Annotated in this window: 17 protein-coding genes and 1 pseudogene; all 18 read left to right on the top strand. The window is 72.0% G+C overall.

The features are described from left to right. Positions 1–40: 40 nt before the first annotated feature. A complete protein-coding gene (locus N4G66_RS41510; RefSeq protein ID WP_261709495.1) occupies positions 41–310 on the top strand; it encodes an acyl carrier protein in 270 nt (89 codons plus the stop codon). 135 nt (positions 311–445) lie between these two features. Beyond that, positions 446–1,231: a 3-oxoacyl-ACP reductase FabG gene (gene fabG / locus N4G66_RS41505; RefSeq protein ID WP_261709494.1), complete on the top strand. Its 786-nt coding sequence runs from the start codon at positions 446–448 to the stop codon at positions 1,229–1,231. 20 nt (positions 1,232–1,251) lie between these two features. Beyond that, positions 1,252–2,187: an aromatase/cyclase gene (locus N4G66_RS41500; RefSeq protein ID WP_261709493.1), complete on the top strand. Its 936-nt coding sequence runs from the start codon at positions 1,252–1,254 to the stop codon at positions 2,185–2,187. A gap of 2 nt (positions 2,188–2,189) precedes the next feature. Continuing rightward, positions 2,190–4,175: an SDR family oxidoreductase gene (locus N4G66_RS41495; RefSeq protein ID WP_261709492.1), complete on the top strand. Its 1,986-nt coding sequence runs from the start codon at positions 2,190–2,192 to the stop codon at positions 4,173–4,175. A gap of 20 nt (positions 4,176–4,195) precedes the next feature. Further along, positions 4,196–5,404: an MFS transporter gene (locus N4G66_RS41490; RefSeq protein WP_261709491.1), complete on the top strand. Its 1,209-nt coding sequence runs from the start codon at positions 4,196–4,198 to the stop codon at positions 5,402–5,404. Positions 5,405–5,498: 94 nt separating this feature from the next. Then, the gene (locus tag N4G66_RS41485; RefSeq protein WP_261709490.1) at positions 5,499–6,791 is read left to right on the top strand and encodes a nucleotide disphospho-sugar-binding domain-containing protein; all 1,293 of its coding nucleotides are present in this window, start codon (positions 5,499–5,501) and stop codon (positions 6,789–6,791) included. Positions 6,792–6,825: 34 nt separating this feature from the next. Then, complete coding sequence (locus tag N4G66_RS41480) at positions 6,826–8,049, top strand: nucleotide disphospho-sugar-binding domain-containing protein (protein ID WP_261709489.1); 1,224 nt, start codon at positions 6,826–6,828, stop codon at positions 8,047–8,049. Further along, positions 8,031–8,612, top strand: a complete 582-nt coding sequence (locus tag N4G66_RS41475) for a dTDP-4-dehydrorhamnose 3,5-epimerase family protein (RefSeq protein ID WP_261709488.1) — start codon at positions 8,031–8,033, stop codon at positions 8,610–8,612. The genes N4G66_RS41480 and N4G66_RS41475 overlap by 19 nt, the downstream gene beginning before the upstream one ends. A gap of 2 nt (positions 8,613–8,614) precedes the next feature. Beyond that, entirely contained in the window at positions 8,615–9,742 is a 1,128-nt protein-coding gene (locus tag N4G66_RS41470) for a nucleotide disphospho-sugar-binding domain-containing protein (RefSeq protein ID WP_261709508.1), read from the top strand. Between the two features lie 25 nt (positions 9,743–9,767). Next, positions 9,768–10,835 (top strand): glucose-1-phosphate thymidylyltransferase, encoded by a 1,068-nt coding sequence (locus tag N4G66_RS41465; RefSeq protein WP_261709487.1) that lies wholly within the window; start codon positions 9,768–9,770, stop codon positions 10,833–10,835. Next, the gene (gene rfbB / locus N4G66_RS41460; RefSeq protein ID WP_261709486.1) at positions 10,832–11,815 is read left to right on the top strand and encodes a dTDP-glucose 4,6-dehydratase; all 984 of its coding nucleotides are present in this window, start codon (positions 10,832–10,834) and stop codon (positions 11,813–11,815) included. The genes N4G66_RS41465 and rfbB overlap by 4 nt, the downstream gene beginning before the upstream one ends. Before the next feature lie 10 nt (positions 11,816–11,825). Beyond that, entirely contained in the window at positions 11,826–12,863 is a 1,038-nt protein-coding gene (locus tag N4G66_RS41455; protein ID WP_261709485.1) for an NAD-dependent epimerase/dehydratase family protein, read from the top strand. Next, positions 12,860–14,164, top strand: coding sequence for a lipopolysaccharide biosynthesis protein RfbH (gene rfbH, locus N4G66_RS41450; RefSeq protein ID WP_261709484.1), 1,305 nt, complete (start codon positions 12,860–12,862; stop codon positions 14,162–14,164). The genes N4G66_RS41455 and rfbH overlap by 4 nt, the downstream gene beginning before the upstream one ends. 42 nt (positions 14,165–14,206) lie before the next feature. Next, positions 14,207–14,953: an NAD-dependent epimerase/dehydratase family protein gene (locus tag N4G66_RS41445; protein WP_261709483.1), complete on the top strand. Its 747-nt coding sequence runs from the start codon at positions 14,207–14,209 to the stop codon at positions 14,951–14,953. Positions 14,954–15,039: 86 nt separating this feature from the next. After that, positions 15,040–16,440: an NDP-hexose 2,3-dehydratase family protein gene (locus N4G66_RS41440; RefSeq protein ID WP_261709482.1), complete on the top strand. Its 1,401-nt coding sequence runs from the start codon at positions 15,040–15,042 to the stop codon at positions 16,438–16,440. Continuing rightward, positions 16,437–17,396 (top strand): Gfo/Idh/MocA family protein, encoded by a 960-nt coding sequence (locus tag N4G66_RS41435; RefSeq protein WP_261709481.1) that lies wholly within the window; start codon positions 16,437–16,439, stop codon positions 17,394–17,396. Before N4G66_RS41440 ends, N4G66_RS41435 begins: the two co-directional genes overlap by 4 nt. Continuing rightward, complete coding sequence (locus tag N4G66_RS41430; protein WP_261709480.1) at positions 17,393–18,232, top strand: 4'-phosphopantetheinyl transferase family protein; 840 nt, start codon at positions 17,393–17,395, stop codon at positions 18,230–18,232. Before N4G66_RS41435 ends, N4G66_RS41430 begins: the two co-directional genes overlap by 4 nt. Beyond that, positions 18,229–18,390: pseudogene (locus N4G66_RS46130) on the top strand (methylmalonyl-CoA carboxyltransferase); the annotation flags it as partial. The gene N4G66_RS41430 and the pseudogene N4G66_RS46130, both read left to right, overlap by 4 nt.

Genomic DNA, 18,390 nt, shown 5'->3' with positions numbered 1-18,390 from the left:
GACCCGACTCCCCACCCAAGCGACGAAAGGACACTCACCCATGCCCTCCCACGAGTTCACCCTCGACGACCTCAGGCGCATCCTGCGCGACGGGGCCGGCGCGGACGAAGCCGCCGACCTCGACGGGGACATCGCCGACACCGACTTCGAGTCGCTGGGCTACGAGTCCCTGGCGATGCTGGAGACCGGCGGGCGCATCGAGCGCGAGTTCGACATCACCCTGGACGACGACGCGCTGACCGACTCCAGGACTCCGCGCGAGTTGATCGAGGCGGTCAACGCCCTTCTGGTGCCCGCCGAGATCGGCTGAGCCCGGCCCCGGACCGCGCCGCCGGTTTCCGCCGGTCACCGTCGATGCCCCCGGCGGGAACCGGCGGCGCGCCTTCTCCCCAGCGCCTCCCCCATCGCCTCTTTGCGCCTCCCATCCCTTCTCCAGGAGACAGACATGACGCAGCAGAACCCGAAGGTCGCCCTCGTCACGGGCGCGACCAGCGGCATCGGCCTGGCGGTGACCAGGCTGCTGGCCGAGCAGGGCCACCGGGTGTTCCTCTGCGCCCGTACCGAGGACAGCGTGACCCGTACGGTCAAGGAACTCCTCGATGACGGGCTGGAGGTGGACGGCGCCCCCTGCGACGTCCGCTCCGCGGAGGACGTCAAGCGGTTCGTGGGCCAGGCCGTCGAGCGCTTCGGCACGATCGACGTACTCGTCAACAACGCGGGCCGCTCCGGCGGCGGAGTCACCGCCGACATCACCGACGAACTCTGGTTCGACGTCATCGACACCAACCTCAACAGCGTCTTCCTGATGACGCGCGAGGTGCTCACCGCGGGCGGCATGCGCGACAAGGACCGCGGCCGGATCATCAACATCGCCTCCACCGCGGGCAAGCAGGGCGTGGTGCTCGGCGCCCCGTACTCGGCCTCCAAGCACGGCGTGGTCGGCCTCACCAAGGCGCTCGGCAACGAGCTGGCGCCCACCGGCATCACCGTCAACGCGGTCTGCCCCGGTTACGTCGAGACGCCGATGGCGCAGCGTGTGCGCCAGGGCTACGCGACCGCGTACGACACCAGCGAGGACGCCATTCTCCAGAAGTTCCAGGCGAAGATCCCGCTCGGCCGCTACTCGACGCCGGACGAGGTCGCGGGCCTGGTCGGCTATCTGGCGTCCGACACCGCCGCCTCCATCACCTCCCAGGCGCTGAACGTCTGCGGCGGCCTGGGCAACTTCTGAGACACGGAGGGGAACACGTCATGACGACCCGTCAGGTCGAGCACGCCATCACCGTCGAGGCCCCGGCCGCCGCCGTCTACCGGCTGATCGCCGAGGTGGAGAACTGGCCGCGGATCTTCCCGCCCACCCTGTACGTCGACCACGTCGAGCGCGGCGCGGGCGAGGAGCGCATCCGCATCTGGGCCACCGCCAACGGCGAGGCGAAGAACTGGACTTCGCGCCGCACCCTGGACCCCGAGAGCCTGCGGATCACGTTCCGCCAGGAGGTCTCCACCCCGCCGGTCGCCGCCATGGGCGGCACGTGGATCATCGAGCCGCTGTCCGGGACGTCCTCGCGGGTGCGGCTGCTGCACGACTACCGGGCCGTCGACGACGACCCGGACGGCCTGAAGTGGATCGACGAGGCCGTCGACCGCAACTCGCGCTCGGAGCTGGCCGCGCTGAAGACCAACATCGAACTGGCCCACGCCTCCGAGGAGATCACGTTCTCCTTCGAGGACACCGTGGAGGTGGCCGGCGCGGCCAAGGACGCCTACGACTTCGTCAACGAGGCCGGGCTGTGGGCGGAACGGCTGCCGCACGTGGCCTCCGTCCGTTTCTCGGAGGACACCCCGGGGCTCCAGGTGCTGGAGATGGACACGCGCGCCAAGGACGGCTCGACGCACACCACGAAGTCGTACCGGGTGGTCTTCCCGCACCACATGATCGCGTACAAGCAGGTCACCCTGCCCGCGCTGATGACCCTGCACACCGGCCGCTGGACGTTCGCGGAGAGCGGCAGCGGCGTCGCGGTGACCTCGCAGCACACCGTGGTCCTCAACACGGCGAACATCACCGCGGTCCTGGGCCCGGACGCGAGCGTCGCCGACGCCCGGGAGTACGTCCGCGGTGCGCTGAGCGCCAACAGCCGCGCCACCCTGGGCCACGCCAAGGACTACGCCGAGAACAAGCGCTGACCATGGCCGTCCTGGACACCGATGTGCTCGTCGTCGGCGCCGGACCGGTCGGACTGCTGCTCGCCGGGGAACTGCGCACAGGCGGGGCACGGGTGACCGTGCTGGAGCGGCTGACCGTGCCCACCGCCGAATCGCGGGCGTCGATCCTGCACGCCCGCACCATGGAACTGCTGCACGCGCGGGGCCTGGTCGAGCGGCTCGGGCCGCCGCCCGACGCCGGGCCCGGGCACTTCGGCGGCATCCCCCTCGACCTGACCGAGGCCGGTGACAGCCCGTACGCCGGCCAGTGGAAGGCGCCGCAGACTCGCGTCGAGGCCGTTCTCGCGAACTGGGCGACCGGGCTCGGGGCCGAGGTGCGGCGCGGCCACACGGTGACCGGGCTGGTCGAGGCGGTCGACCGGGTGCACGTCGTCGCGACATCGTCGGCGGGCGAGCAGCTGCGACTGAGCGCCGCGTACGTCGTCGGCTGCGACGGCGAGGAGAGCGCCGTGCGCCGGCTGGCCGGCTTCGCGTTCCCCGGGGCCGGCCCCACCAAGGAGCTGCTGCGCGCGGATCTGGCGGGCATCGACCTGCGGGAGCGGCGCTTCGAGCGGCACCCGAACGGGGTGGCCAACGCCCGCCGCGGACCGGACGGCGTCACCCGCGTCATGGTGCACGCCTTCGACCGGATCCCCGGCGAGTCGCGGACCCCCTCCTTCGCGGAGGTCCGCGCCGTGTGGGCCCAGGTCACCGGCGAAGACATCGGCGGCGCCGAGCCGCTCTGGCTCAACGCGTTCCACAACGCCCGGCGGCAGGCCGCCCGTTACCGCACCGGCCGGGTGTTCCTCGCCGGTGACGCGGCCCATGTCCAGCTGCCGGTGGGCGGGCAGGCCCTCAACCTCGGCCTGCAGGACGCGGCGGACCTCGGCGGAAAGCTCGCCGCGCACCTCGCCGGCCGGGGCGGCGAAGAACTGCTCGACAGCTACCACGCCGTACGCCATCCGGTGGGTTCGCGGGTGCTCGGCAACATCGAGGCGCAGGCACAACTGCTGTTCGGCGGGCCCGAAGTGGACGGCGTACGGACGGTGTTCCGGGAACTGCTCGGAATCGCGGCGGCCCGCCGCCACCTCGCCGCGATGATCAGCGGGCTCGACGGCGGCGGTCCGGCCGTCACGGAGCCCGGCGGCCCGGCCGTGCACGGCGCACCCGGACCGAAACGTCAGCACACCACGCACAGGAGGAACACCATGGGCAAACTGACCGGAAAGACCGCGCTCGTCACCGGCTCCAGCCGCGGCATCGGCCGGGCCACGGCGATCCGGCTGGCCCGCGAGGGGGCGCTCGTCGCGGTGCACTGCGCTGCCAACCGCGCGGCCGCGGGCGAGACCGTCGCGGCCATCGAGAAGGAGGGCGGCCGGGCCTTCTCGATACTGGCCGAGCTCGGGGTGCCCGGCGACGTCCACGAGTTGTTCCTGGCGCTGGAGCGGGAGCTGAAGGAACGCACCGGCGCCACCACGCTCGACATCCTGGTGAACAACGCCGGCGTCATGGGCGGAGTGGCCCCGGAGGACCTCACGCCCGAGGCCTTCGACCGGCTCTTCGCCGTCAACGCCAAGGCGCCGTACTTCCTCGTGCAGCGCGCGCTGCACAACCTTCCCCAGGGCGGCCGGATCATCAACATCTCCTCGGGGCTGACCCGGGTCGCCAACCCGCAGGAGGTGGCGTACGCGATGACCAAGGGCGCGATCGACCAGCTCACCCTGCACTTCGCCAAGCATCTCGGGCCCCGTGGCATCACCGTGAACAGCGTGGGTCCGGGCATCACCGACAACGGCACGCCGGTCTTCGACGACCCGGACGCGGTGGCGGCCATGGCCGGCTACTCGGTGTTCGACCGGGTCGGCGAGACCCGGGACATCGCCGACGTGGTGGCCTTCCTCGCGAGCGACGACTCCCGCTGGGTCACCGGCTCCTATCTGGACGCCAGCGGCGGCACACTGCTCGGCTGAGAGAGCGGACGGCCGAACGCATGACGACGCTCTCCTCACGCCCCGCGCCCCGCACCGCCGCAGGACGGCGGGCCCTGCTCTTCGTACTCGCCGGCAACATGCTCATCGACGCCCTGGAGGTCTCCGTCGTCCTGGTCGCTCTGCCGGCGATGGAGCGGGACCTCGGTCTGTCGGAGCTCGGGGGCCAGTGGGTGATGAGCGGCTTCGCCGCCGGTTTCGCGGCGCTGCTGCTGCTCGGTCCGCGCCTCGTCGCCCGGTGGGGCAGGCGGAACGTGTACCTGGCCGCACTGCCGGTGTTCATCGCCGCCTCGGTGGCCGGCGGTCTCACCGACCAGGCTGCCGTGCTGGTCGCCACCCGGGTGGTGAAGGGCATGTGCGCCGCGCTGACCGCGCCCACCGGGCTCGCGATCATCAGCACCGCGTTCCGTCCGGGAGCCGAACAGCGCCGGGCGGTGTCGGTGTACTCGCTCTTCGGGGCGACCGGGTTCACCGCGGGACTGCTGTGTTCGGGGGCGCTCACCGAACTGAGCTGGCGCTGGAACCCGGTCTTCCCGGCCCCGGTCGCTCTGGTGCTGCTGGCGGCGGGCTTCCGGCTCATCCCCCGTGATGCGGCGCCCGCGCCGGCCGCGCCGCTCGGGGCGACCCTGGCGTCGCTGCTGCGCAACGGTCCGTTCCGGCGCTCGGCGGTGTGCGCGGCCACCCTCAACGGCACGTATCTGGGGCTGCTGATGCTGCTCGTCCACCGGCTGCACGACCAGTGGGGGTGGAGCTCCTGGCGCACGGCCCTCGCGTTCCTGCCTGCCTGTCTGCCCCTGGCACTCGCGCTGCCCTTCGCCGGCCGGATGGTGGGGCGCTTCGGCACCGAACGGCTGATCAGAGCCGGAAGCTGTGCCGCGGCGCTGGGCTGCGTGACCGCCCTGCTGACCGGGACGCCCGAGACGTACGCCACCGGAGTGCTGCCCGCGCTGCTCCTCGTCGAGGCCGGCTTCGTGCTGTCCTTCGCCGCCCTCAACCTCCAGGCCACGGCCGGGATTCCGGCCGAGCGCCGGGCTTTCGCGGTGCCGGTCTACCAGACGGCCGTGCAGCTGGGCGCGGTGCTCGCGCTGCCGGCCACGGCCGCGGCCGCGTCCTTCGGCGCCGGCCCGGAAGGTGCGCTCGCGTTCCTCACCGCCGTGTCGGCGACGGGCGTGCTCGTCGCCTGCACCCGCGGGGCCGACGCCGCGCCCTGACGCGCCGCGGGCGCGCCGCGCACGTCCCGACGCGCCCCGCGCCCGTCCACGTCCCCTCACCCCCGTGTACCCGAAACACGAACGGAGTCCAACGATGCGCGTCCTGTTCACCATCTTTCCGGCGACGGCACACCTGTATCCCATCGTCCCGCTGGCCTGGGCGCTGCAGAGCGCCGGGCACGAGGTCGCCGTGGCGAGCCATGCGGGCGTCGTGGACCCGGGGGTGATCGCGAACATCGGCGCGGCGGGGCTCACGGCCGTACCGCTGGGGTCGCCGGAGGAGTTGCCGGAAGCGCTGAGCAAGAACACGGGGGACGGCAAGCCGGACCGTCCCACGCTCGCTTTCGACGCGGGCGAACCCGAGGAGTCGGAGGGCTGGCGCACGGCGCGCTCGGTCTTCGCCGGCATGTTCAGGATGCACTACCCCGAGCCCGCCGAGCCGGGCGGCCGCAGGCCCGTGCTGGACAACCTGGTCGACTTCGCCCGTGCCTGGAAGCCCGATCTCGTGCTGTGGGACCCGCTGATGTTGCCCGCGCCCATCGCCGCGCGGGTCTGCGGCGCCGCGCACGCCCGGCTGGTCTGGGGCACGGACAACATCGCCGTGATCCACGAGCGGACCAAGCGGGAACTGGCCGACCCGGACGCGGAGTTGACCGAGCACCCCTGGCTGGGCTGGTACGGCCCGATCCTGGAGCGGTACGGGCTGGAGTTCAGCGACGAGATGCTGCTCGGCCAGTGGACCCTCGATCTGACCCAGTCCAGGATGCAGCAGCGGCTCGACCTCACGCACGTCCCGATGCGGCGGGTCCCCTACACGGGCGCGGCCTCGTTCCCGGCGTGGCTGCACGAACGGCCCGAGCGCCCGCGTGTGGTACTGACCCTGGGGGTGAGCCGCCGCAAGATCTTCGGCAAGTACAGCGGCTTCCCCATGCGCGAGTTCTTCGAGTCGGTGTCCGCCCTGGACATCGAGGTCGTCGCCACCCTCAACGGCGAGCAGCTCGCCGCGGTCGGAACCCTTCCCGACAACGTCCACACGGTCGAGTACGTGCCGCTCAACCAGGTCCTGCCGACCAGTTCGGCGGTCATCCACCACGGCGGGGGCGGAACCTTCGCCTCCGCGGTCGCCTTCCAGGTGCCCCAGCTCGTGGTGCCGCTGCCGATGTGGGACGAGATGGTCACGGGCCGGTACGTCGAGGACATGGGCGCGGGTCTGGTCGCCGATCCCGAGGCCCTGGACGTAGCCGTACTGCACAAGCAGCTCGTGCAGCTCCTGGAGGACCCGTCGTTCTCCCTCGGCACGCGCCGTCTGTACGACGAGATGCTCGCCGCGCCCGCGCCGAAGGACATCGTCCCCCTGCTGGAGCGCCTGACCGCCGAGCGCCGCTGACCGCGCCGAGCGGCCGGAGAGGACTGTCCGTCAGATGCGCGTACTGGTGATCGCCACCCCTGTACCGACCCATTTCCTGCCTCTGGTCCCCCTGTTGTGGGCGCTGCGTTCGGCCGGCCACGAGGTGACGGTGCTCGGCCAGCCCGATGTGCTCGGCGCGGTCCGGGCCTGCGGGCTCACCGGAGTCGGGGTGGGCGAGTCGTTCGACGTCAACGCCATGCTGCTGAGGAATCTGCCCGGGGAACAGCGGCCCCTGCAGGCCCGGCCCCGTCCGGCCCCCGAACTGCTGGGCGGATACGGCAGGTTGTGGTGGGCCCACGCCGCCGCGCTGCTCGACCGCTACACCGGCCTGGCCGAGGAGTACGGGCCCGAGCTGATCCTGGCCGATCCGCTGGAGTACTGCTCCCTGATCATCGGCGCCCGGCTGGGTGTGCCGGTGGTGCACCACCGGTGGACGGTGGACGCCATCTCCGGCCCCGCCCGGCGGTTCGTGGGCGCCGACGTCCGGGAGTCGGCCGAGCGACTCGGGCTGCCCGGGCTGCCCGGGCTGCCGGACCCGACCGTGCTGCTCGACCCGTGCCCGCCGACCCTGCGGATACCGGACGGCGAAGCGGGCGTGCCGATCAGGTACGTGCCCTACAGCGGGGGCGCCGGGACGCCTGCCTGGGTGCGGGCGGACCCCGGCCCGGGAGCCGGGCGCCGAAGGGTCGCCGTCTCGCTGGGCAACACACCGGCCCTGCACGGCGAGCGTTTCGTCCGCGGCCTGCTGCACGCCCTCGCCGCCCGGTCCGACGCCGAGATCCTTCTCACGCTGCCGGAGCCGTACCGTTCCGCGGTCGGTCCGCTGCCGGGGAACGTGACGGCGGTCGACCCGCTGCCCCTGCACCTGTTCCTCGGGACCTGCGACGCGATGGTCCACCACGGCGGCGCCGGCACGGCGATGACCGCCACGGCGTTCGGGCTGCCGCAGCTGGTGCTGCCCCAGCTGGCGGACCACTTCCCGCTGGCCGACCGGCTCGCCGCGACCGGTGCGGGGCTGTCCTTCGACACGGCGGCGCAGCAGGACGACCCGAATGTCGTCGGCCTGGCCCTGGACGAGCTGCTGTCCGACCCGCGCCACGCCCGGTCGGCCCGCCGCCTGGCCGCGGAGATGGCGGCCATGCCGTCCCCCGCCGCCGTGGCCACCGATCTGGAACGGCTCGTGGGAGCAACCACGGAACCGAGAGAGGCGAGCCTGCAGTGCACATCGAGGAATTGACCCTGCCCGGGACCTACCTGATCACACCCGACCAGATTCCGGACGAGCGCGGGACGTTCTACGAGTCGCTGCGCAGCGACTCGCTTCAGAGCGCCACCGGCGTCGACTTCCGGCCCCAGCAGATCAACTACTCCGTGTCGCGAAGGCACACGCTGCGGGGCATCCACAGTGTGCGCATTCCGCCCGGCCAGGCAAAGGTCGTCACCTGCGTGCGCGGCGCGCTGCGCGACATCGTCGTGGACCTGCGGATCGGCTCCCCGACCTTCGGCGAGCACCACGTCAACGAACTGACCGCGGACTCGGGCAGATCCGTCTACGTCCCGGAAGGCGTGGGCCACGGATTCCTCGCGCTCAGCGACGACGCCTGCATCTGCTACGTCGTCTCCACCACGTATGTGCCGGGCACCCAGATCGACGTCAATCCGCTCGATCCGGAACTCGATCTGCCCTGGAACTGCCCTGAGACCCCCCTCATCTCGGACAAGGACGCGAAGGCGCCGACCGTGGCCGAGGCCGTACGGGCAGGCCTCCTGCCCCGATTCAGCAAGGCAGGGACACCGTGAGAATGCTCTTCGTGGCGGCGGGCAGCCCGGCGACGGTCTTCGCCCTGGCCCCGCTGGCCACCGCCGCCCGCAACGCGGGCCACCAGGTGGTCATGGCCGCGAACGACGACATGGTCCCGGTCATCACCTCCTCGGGCCTGCCGGGCATCGCGACCACCGATCTGCCGATCCGGCACTTCATCACCATGGACCGCGCCGGCAACCCCGAGGAGATTCCCTCCGATCCCGTCGAGCAGGCCCTGTTCACCGGGCGCTGGTTCGCGCGGATGGCCGCCTCGAGCCTGCCGCGGATGCTGGAGTTCTGCCGTGCCTGGCGGCCCGACCTGATCGTCGGCGGCACGATGAGCTACGTCGCCCCGCTGCTCGCCCTGCACCTGGGCGTGCCGCATGTGCGCCAGACCTGGGACGCCATCGAGGCCGACGGCATCCATCCCGGCGCCGACGCCGAACTCGGTCCCGAACTGGCGGAGTTCGGTCTCGACCGGCTGCCCGCCCCCGATGTGTTCGTGGACATCTGCCCGCCGAGCCTGCGGCCTCCCGGCGCCGCCCCGGCCCGGCAGATGCGCTATGTGCCGGCGAACGGCCAGCGGCGACTGGAGCCATGGATGTACAGCCGGGGCGAGCGCCGCCGCGTCCTGGTGACGTCCGGCAGCCGGGTCGCCAAGGAGAGTTACGACAAGAACTTCGAATTCCTGCGCGGCCTCGCCAAGGACGTCGCCGCCTGGGACGTCGAGCTGATCGTCGCCGCGCCCGATGAGGTCGCCGACGTCCTGCGCGACGAACTGCCGGGCGTCCGGGCCGGCTGGGTGCCCCTCGACGTGGTGGCGCCCACCTGCGATCTGCTCGTACACCACGGGGGCGGCGTCAGCACCCTGACCGGACTGAACGCCGGTGTGCCCCAACTGCTCGTTCCCAAGGGCGCCGTGCTGGAGAAGCCTGCGCGTCGCGTCGCCGACCTCGGGGCCGCGATCACGCTGCTGCCCGGCGAGGACTCGGCCGACGCGATCGCGGACTCCTGCCAGGAACTGCTGTCCGAGGGCGGATACGGCGAACGGGCCCGCGGACTCTCCCGGGAGATCGCGGCCATGCCCTCGCCCGCGAGCGTGCTCGACACGCTCGTCCCGGCATGAATACACAAACCGAGAGGACCTCTCGATGAAGGCTCTGGTGCTCGCCGGCGGATCTGGAACCCGCCTGCGGCCTTTCAGTTATTCGATGCCCAAACAACTCATCCCCATCGCCAACACGCCCGTGCTGGTGCATGTGCTGAACTCCGTACGGGAGTTGGGGGTGACCGAGGTCGGCGTAATCGTCGGCAACCGCGGCGCCGAGATCGAGGCCGCGCTCGGCGACGGCGCCCGGTTCGGTGTGCGCGTCGTCTACATCCCGCAGGACGCACCGCGCGGACTGGCCCACACCGTGTCCATCGCCCGCCCGTTCCTCGGCGACGACGACTTCGTGATGTACCTCGGCGACAACATGCTGCCCGACGGAGTCGTCGAGATCGCCGAGGACTTCAACCGGCAGCGGCCGGCCGCCCAGGTCGTCGTGCACAAGGTCTCCGACCCGCGCTCCTTCGGCGTCGCCGAACTCGGCCCCGACGGGGAGGTGCTGCGGCTGGTGGAGAAGCCGCAGCAACCGCGCAGCGACATGGCCCTGATCGGCGTGTACTTCTTCACCGCCGCCATCCACGAGGCGGTGGCCGCCATCGCGCCCAGCGCCCGTGGCGAACTGGAGATCACCGACGCCATCCAGTGGCTGGTCTCCTCCGGCGCGGACGTCCGCGCCAGGATCTACGACGGCTACTGGAAGGACACCGGGAAGGTCGAGGACGTCCTGGAGTGCAACACCCACCTCCTGAACGGTCTGACCCCGCGCGTCGACGGACAGGTCGACGCCGACAGCGTGCTCGTCGGCCGGGTCGTGGTCGAGGCGGGGGCGAGGGTCGTGCGGTCCCGGGTCGAGGGACCGGCGATCATCGGCGCGGGCACGGTCCTGCGGGACAGCCATGTGGGCCCGCACACCTCCATCGGGCGGGACTGCACGGTGATCGACAGCCGGCTGGAGGGCTCCATCGCCCTGGACGAGGCAACGGTCACCGGCGTACGCGGGCTGCGCAACTCGCTCATCGGGCGCGCCGCGTCCGTCGGCACCACCGGCCCGGGCACGGGCCATCACTGCCTGATCGTCGGAGATCACACCCGAGTGGAGGTCGCGGCATGAGGATCCTGGTCACCGGAGCGGCCGGTTTCATCGGCTCACACTTCGTGCGCGGCCTGTTGGCCGACAAGTACACCGGCTGGGAGGGCGCCCAGGTCACCGCCCTGGACAAACTGACCTACGCGGGCAACCGGGAGAACCTGCCCGCCTCGCACGAGCGGCTGGTGTTCGTCCGCGGCGACGTGTGCGACCGCGACCTGCTGCGCGAACTGCTGCCCGGCCACGACGCCGTGGTCCACTTCGCGGCCGAGTCCCACGTCGACCGCTCCCTGGAGGGCGCCGGCGAGTTCTTCCGTACCAACGTCCTGGGCACCCAGACCCTGCTGGACGCCGTGCTGGAGAGCGGGATCGAGCGGGTCGTGCACGTCTCCACGGACGAGGTGTACGGCTCGATCGACCAGGGCTCCTGGACGGAGGAATGGCCGCTGGCGCCCAACTCCCCCTACGCCGCCTCGAAGGCCTGCTCGGACCTGGTCGCGCGGGCGTACTGGCGCACCCACGGCCTGGACCTCTCGATCACCCGCTGCTCCAACAACTACGGTCCCTACCAGCATCCCGAGAAGGTCATCCCGCTGTTCGTCACCAACCTGCTGGAGGGCCGCCAGGTCCCGCTGTACGGCGACGGCCGCAACGTCCGCGAGTGGCTGCACGTGGACGACCACTGCCGTGGCATCCACCTGGTGCTCAACGGGGGGCGAGCGGGCGAGATCTACAACATCGGCGGCGGCAACGAGTACAGCAACCTCGCCCTGACCGAGCGGCTGCTGGAGCTGACCGGCGCGGGCGAGGAGATGATCCGCCGAGTCGCGGACCGCAAGGCGCACGACCTGCGCTACTCGATCGACGAGTCGAAGATCCGCGAGCAGCTCGGCTACGCGCCGCAGACCGGCTTCGAGACGGGTCTGGCCGACACGGTCGCCTGGTACCGGGACAACCCCGACTGGTGGAAGGCCGTCAAGCACGGGGCGAGCCGTGCGGCCTGACCACCGGCCGGTGACCGGGCTCTCGGTCGTCGTCCTCGGCGGCACCGGTTTTCTGGGCCGCCGTATCGGCGCGGCCTGCGCCGCGGACGGCGCCCGGGTGCACCTGGTCTCCCGCTCCGCGCCGACGGTCCCCGCGCCGGCCGTCGGGCCCGGCGTGTCGGCCGTCGGCCTGGACCTGGTGACGGCGTCGCCGCAGGAGATCGCCGAGCTCCTCGCGGCGGTCGGCGCCGACGTCGTGGTCAACGCGGCCGGCCGCGCCTGGCAGGCCGACGAGGCGCAGATGGCCGCGGGCAACGCCGAACTGGTCGAGCGGGTCGTCACCGCGCTCGCGGCACTGCCCGGTCCGCCGGTCCGGCTGGTCCAGCTCGGCACCGTCCACGAGTACGGGGCGGGCGCCCCGGACGCCGCCACCGGCGAGGAGCACGAGCCCGCGCCGGTCACTCCGTACGGCCGCACCAAGCTCCAGGGCACGCGGGCCGTGCTGCGTGCCCGCGAGCAGGGGGTGGACGGCGTGGTGCTGCGGCTCGCCAACGTGATCGGCGCCGGGGTTCCCCAGGGCAGTCTCTTCGGCCGGGTCGCGGCGCACCTCGGTGCGGCCGCCCGTGCCGACGCGCGCGGTGAGAAGGCCGCCGAACTGCGCCTTCCGGCGCTGCGCGCGGCCCGCGACCTGGTGGACGCCGGCGACGTCGTCGCGGCGGTGCTCGCCGCGGCCACCGCGCCGGGGGCGGACGTCGCCGGTCAGGTGATCAACGTGGGCCGTGGCACGGCCGTGCCGATGCGCGCCCTGGTCGACCGGATGATCGAACTCAGCGGGCTGGAGCTTGTGGTGGCCGAGGCGGCCGAGGCACCGGGCTCGCGCACCGACGTCGCGTGGCAGTGCCTGGACGTCTCCCGCGCGCGGCGCCTGCTCGGCTGGCGCCCGTTGCGCAGCCTCGACGACTCCCTGCGCGAGCTGCTCGCCTCCGTACTGCCGCCGGAGCACCCCCGGCCCGGCAAACCACTCGGGATCACGGCCGACGCACCGGCCGAAGAAGGGAAACGACCATGAGCGACCGCAAGGACCTGATACTCGAAGGCGTCCGCGACTACCACCGAGAGGCCTCCCCGGCCCGGGAGTTCATCCCCGGTACGACCGAGATCTGGCCGTCCGGCGCCGTCCTGGACGAGAACGACCGGGCGGCCCTGGTGGAGGCGGCGCTGGAGATGCGTATCGCCGCCGGGACCAGCTCCCGCAAGTTCGAGTCGGCCTTCGCCCGACGCCTCAAGCGCCGCAAGGCCCACCTCACGAACTCCGGTTCGTCGGCGAACCTGCTGGCCGTGTCGGCCCTCACCTCGCACACGCTGGAGGACCGGCGGCTGAAGCCCGGCGACGAGGTCATCACCGTCGCGGCGGGCTTCCCGACCACGGTCAACCCGATCCTGCAGAACGGCCTCGTCCCGGTGTTCGTGGACGTGGACCTCACCACCTGCAACGCGACCGCCGACCGGGTGGCGGCGGCGATCGGCCCCAAGACACGGGCCATCATCATCGCCCATGCGCTCGGCAACCCCTTCCCGGTCACCGAGATCGCCCAACTCGCCGAACAGCACGACCTGTTCCTCATCGAGGACAACTGCGACGCGGTCGGCTCGCTGTACGACGGGAAGCTCACCGGTACCTTCGGCGACCTGACGACCGTCAGCTTCTACCCGGCGCACCACCTCACCATGGGCGAGGGCGGCTGCGTCCTGACCGCCAGCCTCCCCCTGGCCCGGATCGTGGAGTCGCTGCGGGACTGGGGCCGGGACTGCTGGTGCGAGCCGGGCGAGAACGACCGGTGCCTGAAGCGGTTCAAGTACCAGATGGGCACGCTGCCGGCCGGATACGACCACAAGTACATTTTCTCGCACGTCGGTTACAACCTGAAGGCGACCGACATCCAGGCCGCGCTCGGGCTGACCCAGCTGGCCAAGCTGGACTCCTTCATCGAGGCGAGGCGGCGCAACTGGCAGCGGCTGCGGGAGGGCCTGGACGGGGTTCCGGGGCTGCTGCTGCCCGAGCCCACCCCGCGCTCCGAGCCCAGTTGGTTCGGCTTCGTGATCACCGTCGACCCCGAGGCGCCGTTCCGCCGCGCCGAGCTGGTGGACTTCCTGGAGGAGCGCAAGATCGGCACCCGCCGGCTGTTCGCGGGCAACCTGACCCGCCACCCGGCCTACATCGACCAGCCGCACCGGATCGTGGGCGACCTGACCAACAGCGACCTCATCACCGAGCACACCTTCTGGATCGGGGTCTACCCGGCGCTCACCGACGAGATGCTGGACTACGTCACCGCCTCGATCAAGGAGTTCGTGGCCGCGCGCGGCTGAGCTGAACGGCCCTCCTACCCCCAGAGATCGGGACGACGACGTATGGACATTGTGGGAACCGGTTTCCTGGCTGGGAACCTGCGTCCGCTGGCCGGCCGGCATCCGGACACCGTGGCCCTGGCGGCGGGGGTGTCCTGGGCGAGCGGCACCTCGGACGCCGACTTCGCCCGGGAGGCCGCGCTGGTGGGCGAGGTCGCGAAGCGGTGCGCGGCCGAGGGACGGCGGGTGCTCTTCTTCTCCACCGCGGCGACCGGGATGTACGGACTCGCCGAGGGACCCGGCCGGGAGGACGTCCCGGTGGAGCCCTGCACCCCCTACGGCGCGCACAAGCTCGCCCTGGAGGAACTGCTGCGCGAAACCGGCGCCGACCACCTCATCCTCCGGCTCGGACATCTGGTCGGCCCCGACCAGCCCGAGCACCAGCTGCTGCCCACGCTGGTACGGCAGTTGCGCGAGGGCGTGGTCCGCGTGCACCGCGGCGCGGCCCGCGACCTGATCGACGTCGGTGATGTCATCACCGTCGTCGACCGTCTGCTCGCCGCGGACCTGCGGGCCGAGACGGTCAACGTGGCGTCGGGCTTCGCGGTTCCGGTGGAGCAGGTCGTCGACCTTCTCGCGAAGGCCCTCGGACTCGAGGCGCGCAGGGAGTACCTCGACACGGGCGGCCGCCAGCACGTGATCTCCACCGAGAAGCTGCGCGCCCTGGTTCCGCAGGTCGCGGAGATGGGCTTCGGCCCCGACTACCACCGGCGGATCCTCGGCGACTTCACGGCGTCCGTGTACGCCTGATCAAGAGGCCGCCCGGGACATCCACCCGGGTCACACGCCCGGACACCTCAGACACATCAGACACGTCGAACACGGAGAGTTCCCTGATGCTGCCTCTCGTCCCCCAACCGCGCGAAGACGCGAAACTGCTGGCGAACCGGCTCGCGTTGTCAGCGGCCACCACCCAGGGCACGCACCGGGCGACCGCCGGCTTCGCGGACTGGCTCGCCGAGCGGGGCCGCGCCAACGCCTTCCGCGTGGACCGGATCCCGTTCGCCCGCCTGGACGGCTGGTCGTTCCACGACACCACCGGCAACCTCGTGCACCGCAGCGGCCGGTTCTTCAGCGTCGAGGGCCTGCACGTCACCGAGCGGGGCGACCCGTACGGCGACGGCCCGTACGCCGAATGGCACCAGCCCATCATCAAACAGCCCGAGGTCGGCATCCTGGGGATCCTGGGCAAGGAGTTCGACGGGGTCCTGCACTTCCTGATGCAGGCGAAGATGGAGCCCGGCAACCCGAACCTGCTCCAGCTGTCCCCGACCGTCCAGGCCACCCGCAGCAACTACACGAAGGTCCACCAGGGCGCGGACGTGAAGTATCTCGAGCACTTCGTCGGCCCGGGCCGCGGCCGGGTCGTCGCGGACGTCCTGCAGTCCGAGCACGGCTCGTGGTTCTTCCACAAGTCCAACCGCAACATGATCGTGCTGACGGACGACGACGTACCGCTCCTCGACGACTTCTGCTGGCTCACCCTCGGGCAGATAGCGGAGCTGCTGCACCGGGACAATGTCGTCAACATGGACTCCCGTACCGTCCTGTCCTGCCTGCCCGTCCCCGAGACGGCGGCCGACGCGCTGCTGTCCGACGCCCAGCTGCTGTCCTGGATCTCCGGTGAGCGCTCGCGGCACGACGTGCACGCCGAACGCGTACCGCTGGCCGGACTCCCCGGCTGGCGGCGCGACGAGATGACCGTCGAGCACGAGGAGGGCCGCTACTTCAAGGTGGTGGCGGTCGCCGTACAGGCCGGCAACCGCGAGGTCACCGGCTGGACCCAGCCGCTCTTCGAGCCGGTGGGTCTCGGCGTCACCGCCTTCCTCACCCGCACGTTCCAGGGCATCCCCCATGTCCTGGTGCACGCCCGGGTCGAGGGCGGGTTCCTGGACACCGTCGAGCTGGGCCCCACGGTGCAGTACACACCGGGCAACTACACCCACCTGCCCGAGAAGGAACGCCCGCCGTTCCTCGACACCGTGCTGGAGGCGCCCGCGGACCGCATCCGGTACGAGGCCGTGCACTCGGAGGAGGGCGGCCGGTTCCTCAACGCCGAGAGCCGGTATCTGATCGTCGACGCCGACGGGCTGGACGTACCGTCCGATCCCCCCGCCGGCTACACCTGGGTCACGCCGGACCAGCTCACCTGGCTGGTGCGCCACGGCCACTACCTCAACGTCCAGGCCCGCACGCTGCTGGCCTGCCTCAACGCCACCGCGGCGCTTGCCCGATGAGCGGGCCGGTGCGCATCGGGGTGCTCGGCTGCGCGGACATCGCGGTACGGCGGATGCTGCCCGCGTTCGCCGCCTCCCCCGGTCTGGAGCTCGCCGCGGTCGCCAGCCGCGATCCGGCCAGGGCCGAACAGGTCGGCCGGCGCTTCGGCTGCCGCCCCGTCCAGGGGTACGCCGAACTGGTCCAGGCCGACGATGTCCAGGCCGTGTACGTCCCCCTGCCCGCCGCGCTGCACGCCCCGTGGGTGGAGGCGGCGCTGAACGCGGGCAAGCACGTGCTGGCCGAGAAGCCCCTGACGACGGACCCGGAGAGCACCGAGCGGCTCCTGGACCTCGCCGCGAAGCAGGGCGTGGCTCTGATGGAGAACGTCATGTTCGTCCATCATCCCCGGCACGAGGCGGTACGGCGCCTGGTCGCCGAGGGGCGGATCGGCGAACTCCGCTCCTTCCGCGCGGAGTTCGCCATCCCCCCGCTCGCCGACGGCGACATCCGGTACTCCGCCGAACTCGGCGGAGGCGCCCTCGCGGACGTCGGTCTCTACCCGCTGCGGGCGGCACTGCACTTCCTGGGACACGGTCTCGACGTGGTCGGCGCGCGTCTCACCCGGGGCGCCGGACGGCAGGTCGAGACCGCGGGGGCGGCGCTGCTGGCCACTCCCGGCGGGATCACCGCGCACCTCACGTTCGGCATGGAGCACTCCTATCTCTCCCGGTACGAACTGTGGGGCAGCGACGGCCGGATCACCGTGGACCGGGCCTTCACCCCGCCGGCGGACCTCGTGCCCGTGATCGGTGTGCACCGGGGCGCCGAGACGGAGGAGATCCGTCTGGAGCCCGCCGACCAGGTCGCGGCCACGGTCGCCGCGTTCGTCACCGCGGTGAGCGCCGGGACCGCCCCGCGCGCGGACACCCTGCGGCAGGCCGTCCTGCTGGACGACGTACGCCGCCATTCCGCGTGACGCCCGCCTCCCGGCAGGAACTCTGCCTCGAAGAAGGCGACTTGGCGGTCTGGCTGCTGACGCCACCCGCGGAGGCGCCGCTCGCGCTCGACGAACTCGACGCAACCGAGCGGCGCCGCGCGGACGCCTTCCGGCGGCGCGGCGACCGCACTCTGTACGTGGCCGCGCACATCGCCCTGCGCCGGCTGCTGGCCGGGTACCTGCGGACGTCGGCGAAGGAGCTGGCGTTCGCCCGTGCGGACTGTCCCCGGTGCGGCGGTCCGCACGGCCGCCCGGTGCTCAGCGGAGCCGGGCCCGACGCCCCGCACTTCTCGCTGTCGCACAGCCGGGGCGCGGTCCTCGTCGGCGTCGCCCGCGCCCCTGTGGGCGTCGACGTGGAGAGGTTGCCGCGCCCGGAGCGGGTCGACGTCTGCCGGTCGGCTCTCCACCCGTGGGAGCAACGGGAGTTGGCGGCTCTGCGGGCCCCGGACCAGCCCGCTCGCTTCGCCCGGCTCTGGGCCCGCAAGGAGGCCTATCTGAAGGGGACCGGCGTGGGGGTCGGCGGCTGGACGTCCGAGGTGTACCTCGGTGAGGGAGGCCCTGGCGCGCCGCCGCGACCGGACGACTGGAGCGTCGTCGACGTGCCGAGCGGTCCGGGCCACGCGGCGGCCGTGGCGATGAAGGGAGCGGCTTCCCGCACCACGGTGTACCGGCTCCCGCCCGAGGCGGTGCTCGTCGGCGGCCGGGCCCCCGACACGGGTCGACGGCTGCTCGCAGGAGTCCGCCAAGTACTTGATGCCGATCACGCACTCGACGACCTCGAGGGGCGTGACGCTCTCGAGGAGGAACTCACTTGACCGCAGTCGACGACAGGCCTCTGACGGCTATCGAACCGACGGACGCGCGCGGACGTGTGGCCGAGCTGCACGCGATCCGTGGCCGGGCGCTGGCCGGCCCCAGTGAGAAGGCGACCGAGGCGCAGCATGCCAAGGGCAAGCTGACGGCTCGGGAGCGG

The organism is Streptomyces rhizosphaerihabitans, assembly GCF_025399795.1.
Taxonomy (GTDB): Bacteria; Actinomycetota; Actinomycetes; order Streptomycetales; family Streptomycetaceae; genus Streptomyces; species Streptomyces rhizosphaerihabitans.
The sequence above is the reverse complement of the archived record's forward strand: the minus strand, read 5'-3'. Positions and strand labels throughout refer to the sequence as shown.

Bases quoted from the DNA above. Each gene is read 5' to 3' on its own strand.
- rfbH (WP_261709484.1), top strand. From the start codon at position 12,860: ATGAGCGACCGCAAGGACCTGATACTCGAAGGCGTCCGCGACTACCAC.
- N4G66_RS41485 (WP_261709490.1), top strand. From the start codon at position 5,499: ATGCGCGTCCTGTTCACCATCTTTCCGGCGACGGCACACCTGTATCCC.
- N4G66_RS41490 (WP_261709491.1), top strand. From the start codon at position 4,196: ATGACGACGCTCTCCTCACGCCCCGCGCCCCGCACCGCCGCAGGACGG.
- N4G66_RS41495 (WP_261709492.1), top strand. From the start codon at position 2,190: ATGGCCGTCCTGGACACCGATGTGCTCGTCGTCGGCGCCGGACCGGTC.
- N4G66_RS41465 (WP_261709487.1), top strand. From the start codon at position 9,768: ATGAAGGCTCTGGTGCTCGCCGGCGGATCTGGAACCCGCCTGCGGCCT.
- fabG (WP_261709494.1), top strand. From the start codon at position 446: ATGACGCAGCAGAACCCGAAGGTCGCCCTCGTCACGGGCGCGACCAGC.
- rfbB (WP_261709486.1), top strand. From the start codon at position 10,832: ATGAGGATCCTGGTCACCGGAGCGGCCGGTTTCATCGGCTCACACTTC.
- N4G66_RS41480 (WP_261709489.1), top strand. From the start codon at position 6,826: ATGCGCGTACTGGTGATCGCCACCCCTGTACCGACCCATTTCCTGCCT.
- N4G66_RS41440 (WP_261709482.1), top strand. From the start codon at position 15,040: ATGCTGCCTCTCGTCCCCCAACCGCGCGAAGACGCGAAACTGCTGGCG.
- N4G66_RS41445 (WP_261709483.1), top strand. From the start codon at position 14,207: ATGGACATTGTGGGAACCGGTTTCCTGGCTGGGAACCTGCGTCCGCTG.
- N4G66_RS41435 (WP_261709481.1), top strand. From the start codon at position 16,437: ATGAGCGGGCCGGTGCGCATCGGGGTGCTCGGCTGCGCGGACATCGCG.
- N4G66_RS41510 (WP_261709495.1), top strand. From the start codon at position 41: ATGCCCTCCCACGAGTTCACCCTCGACGACCTCAGGCGCATCCTGCGC.
- N4G66_RS41500 (WP_261709493.1), top strand. From the start codon at position 1,252: ATGACGACCCGTCAGGTCGAGCACGCCATCACCGTCGAGGCCCCGGCC.
- N4G66_RS41470 (WP_261709508.1), top strand. From the start codon at position 8,615: ATGCTCTTCGTGGCGGCGGGCAGCCCGGCGACGGTCTTCGCCCTGGCC.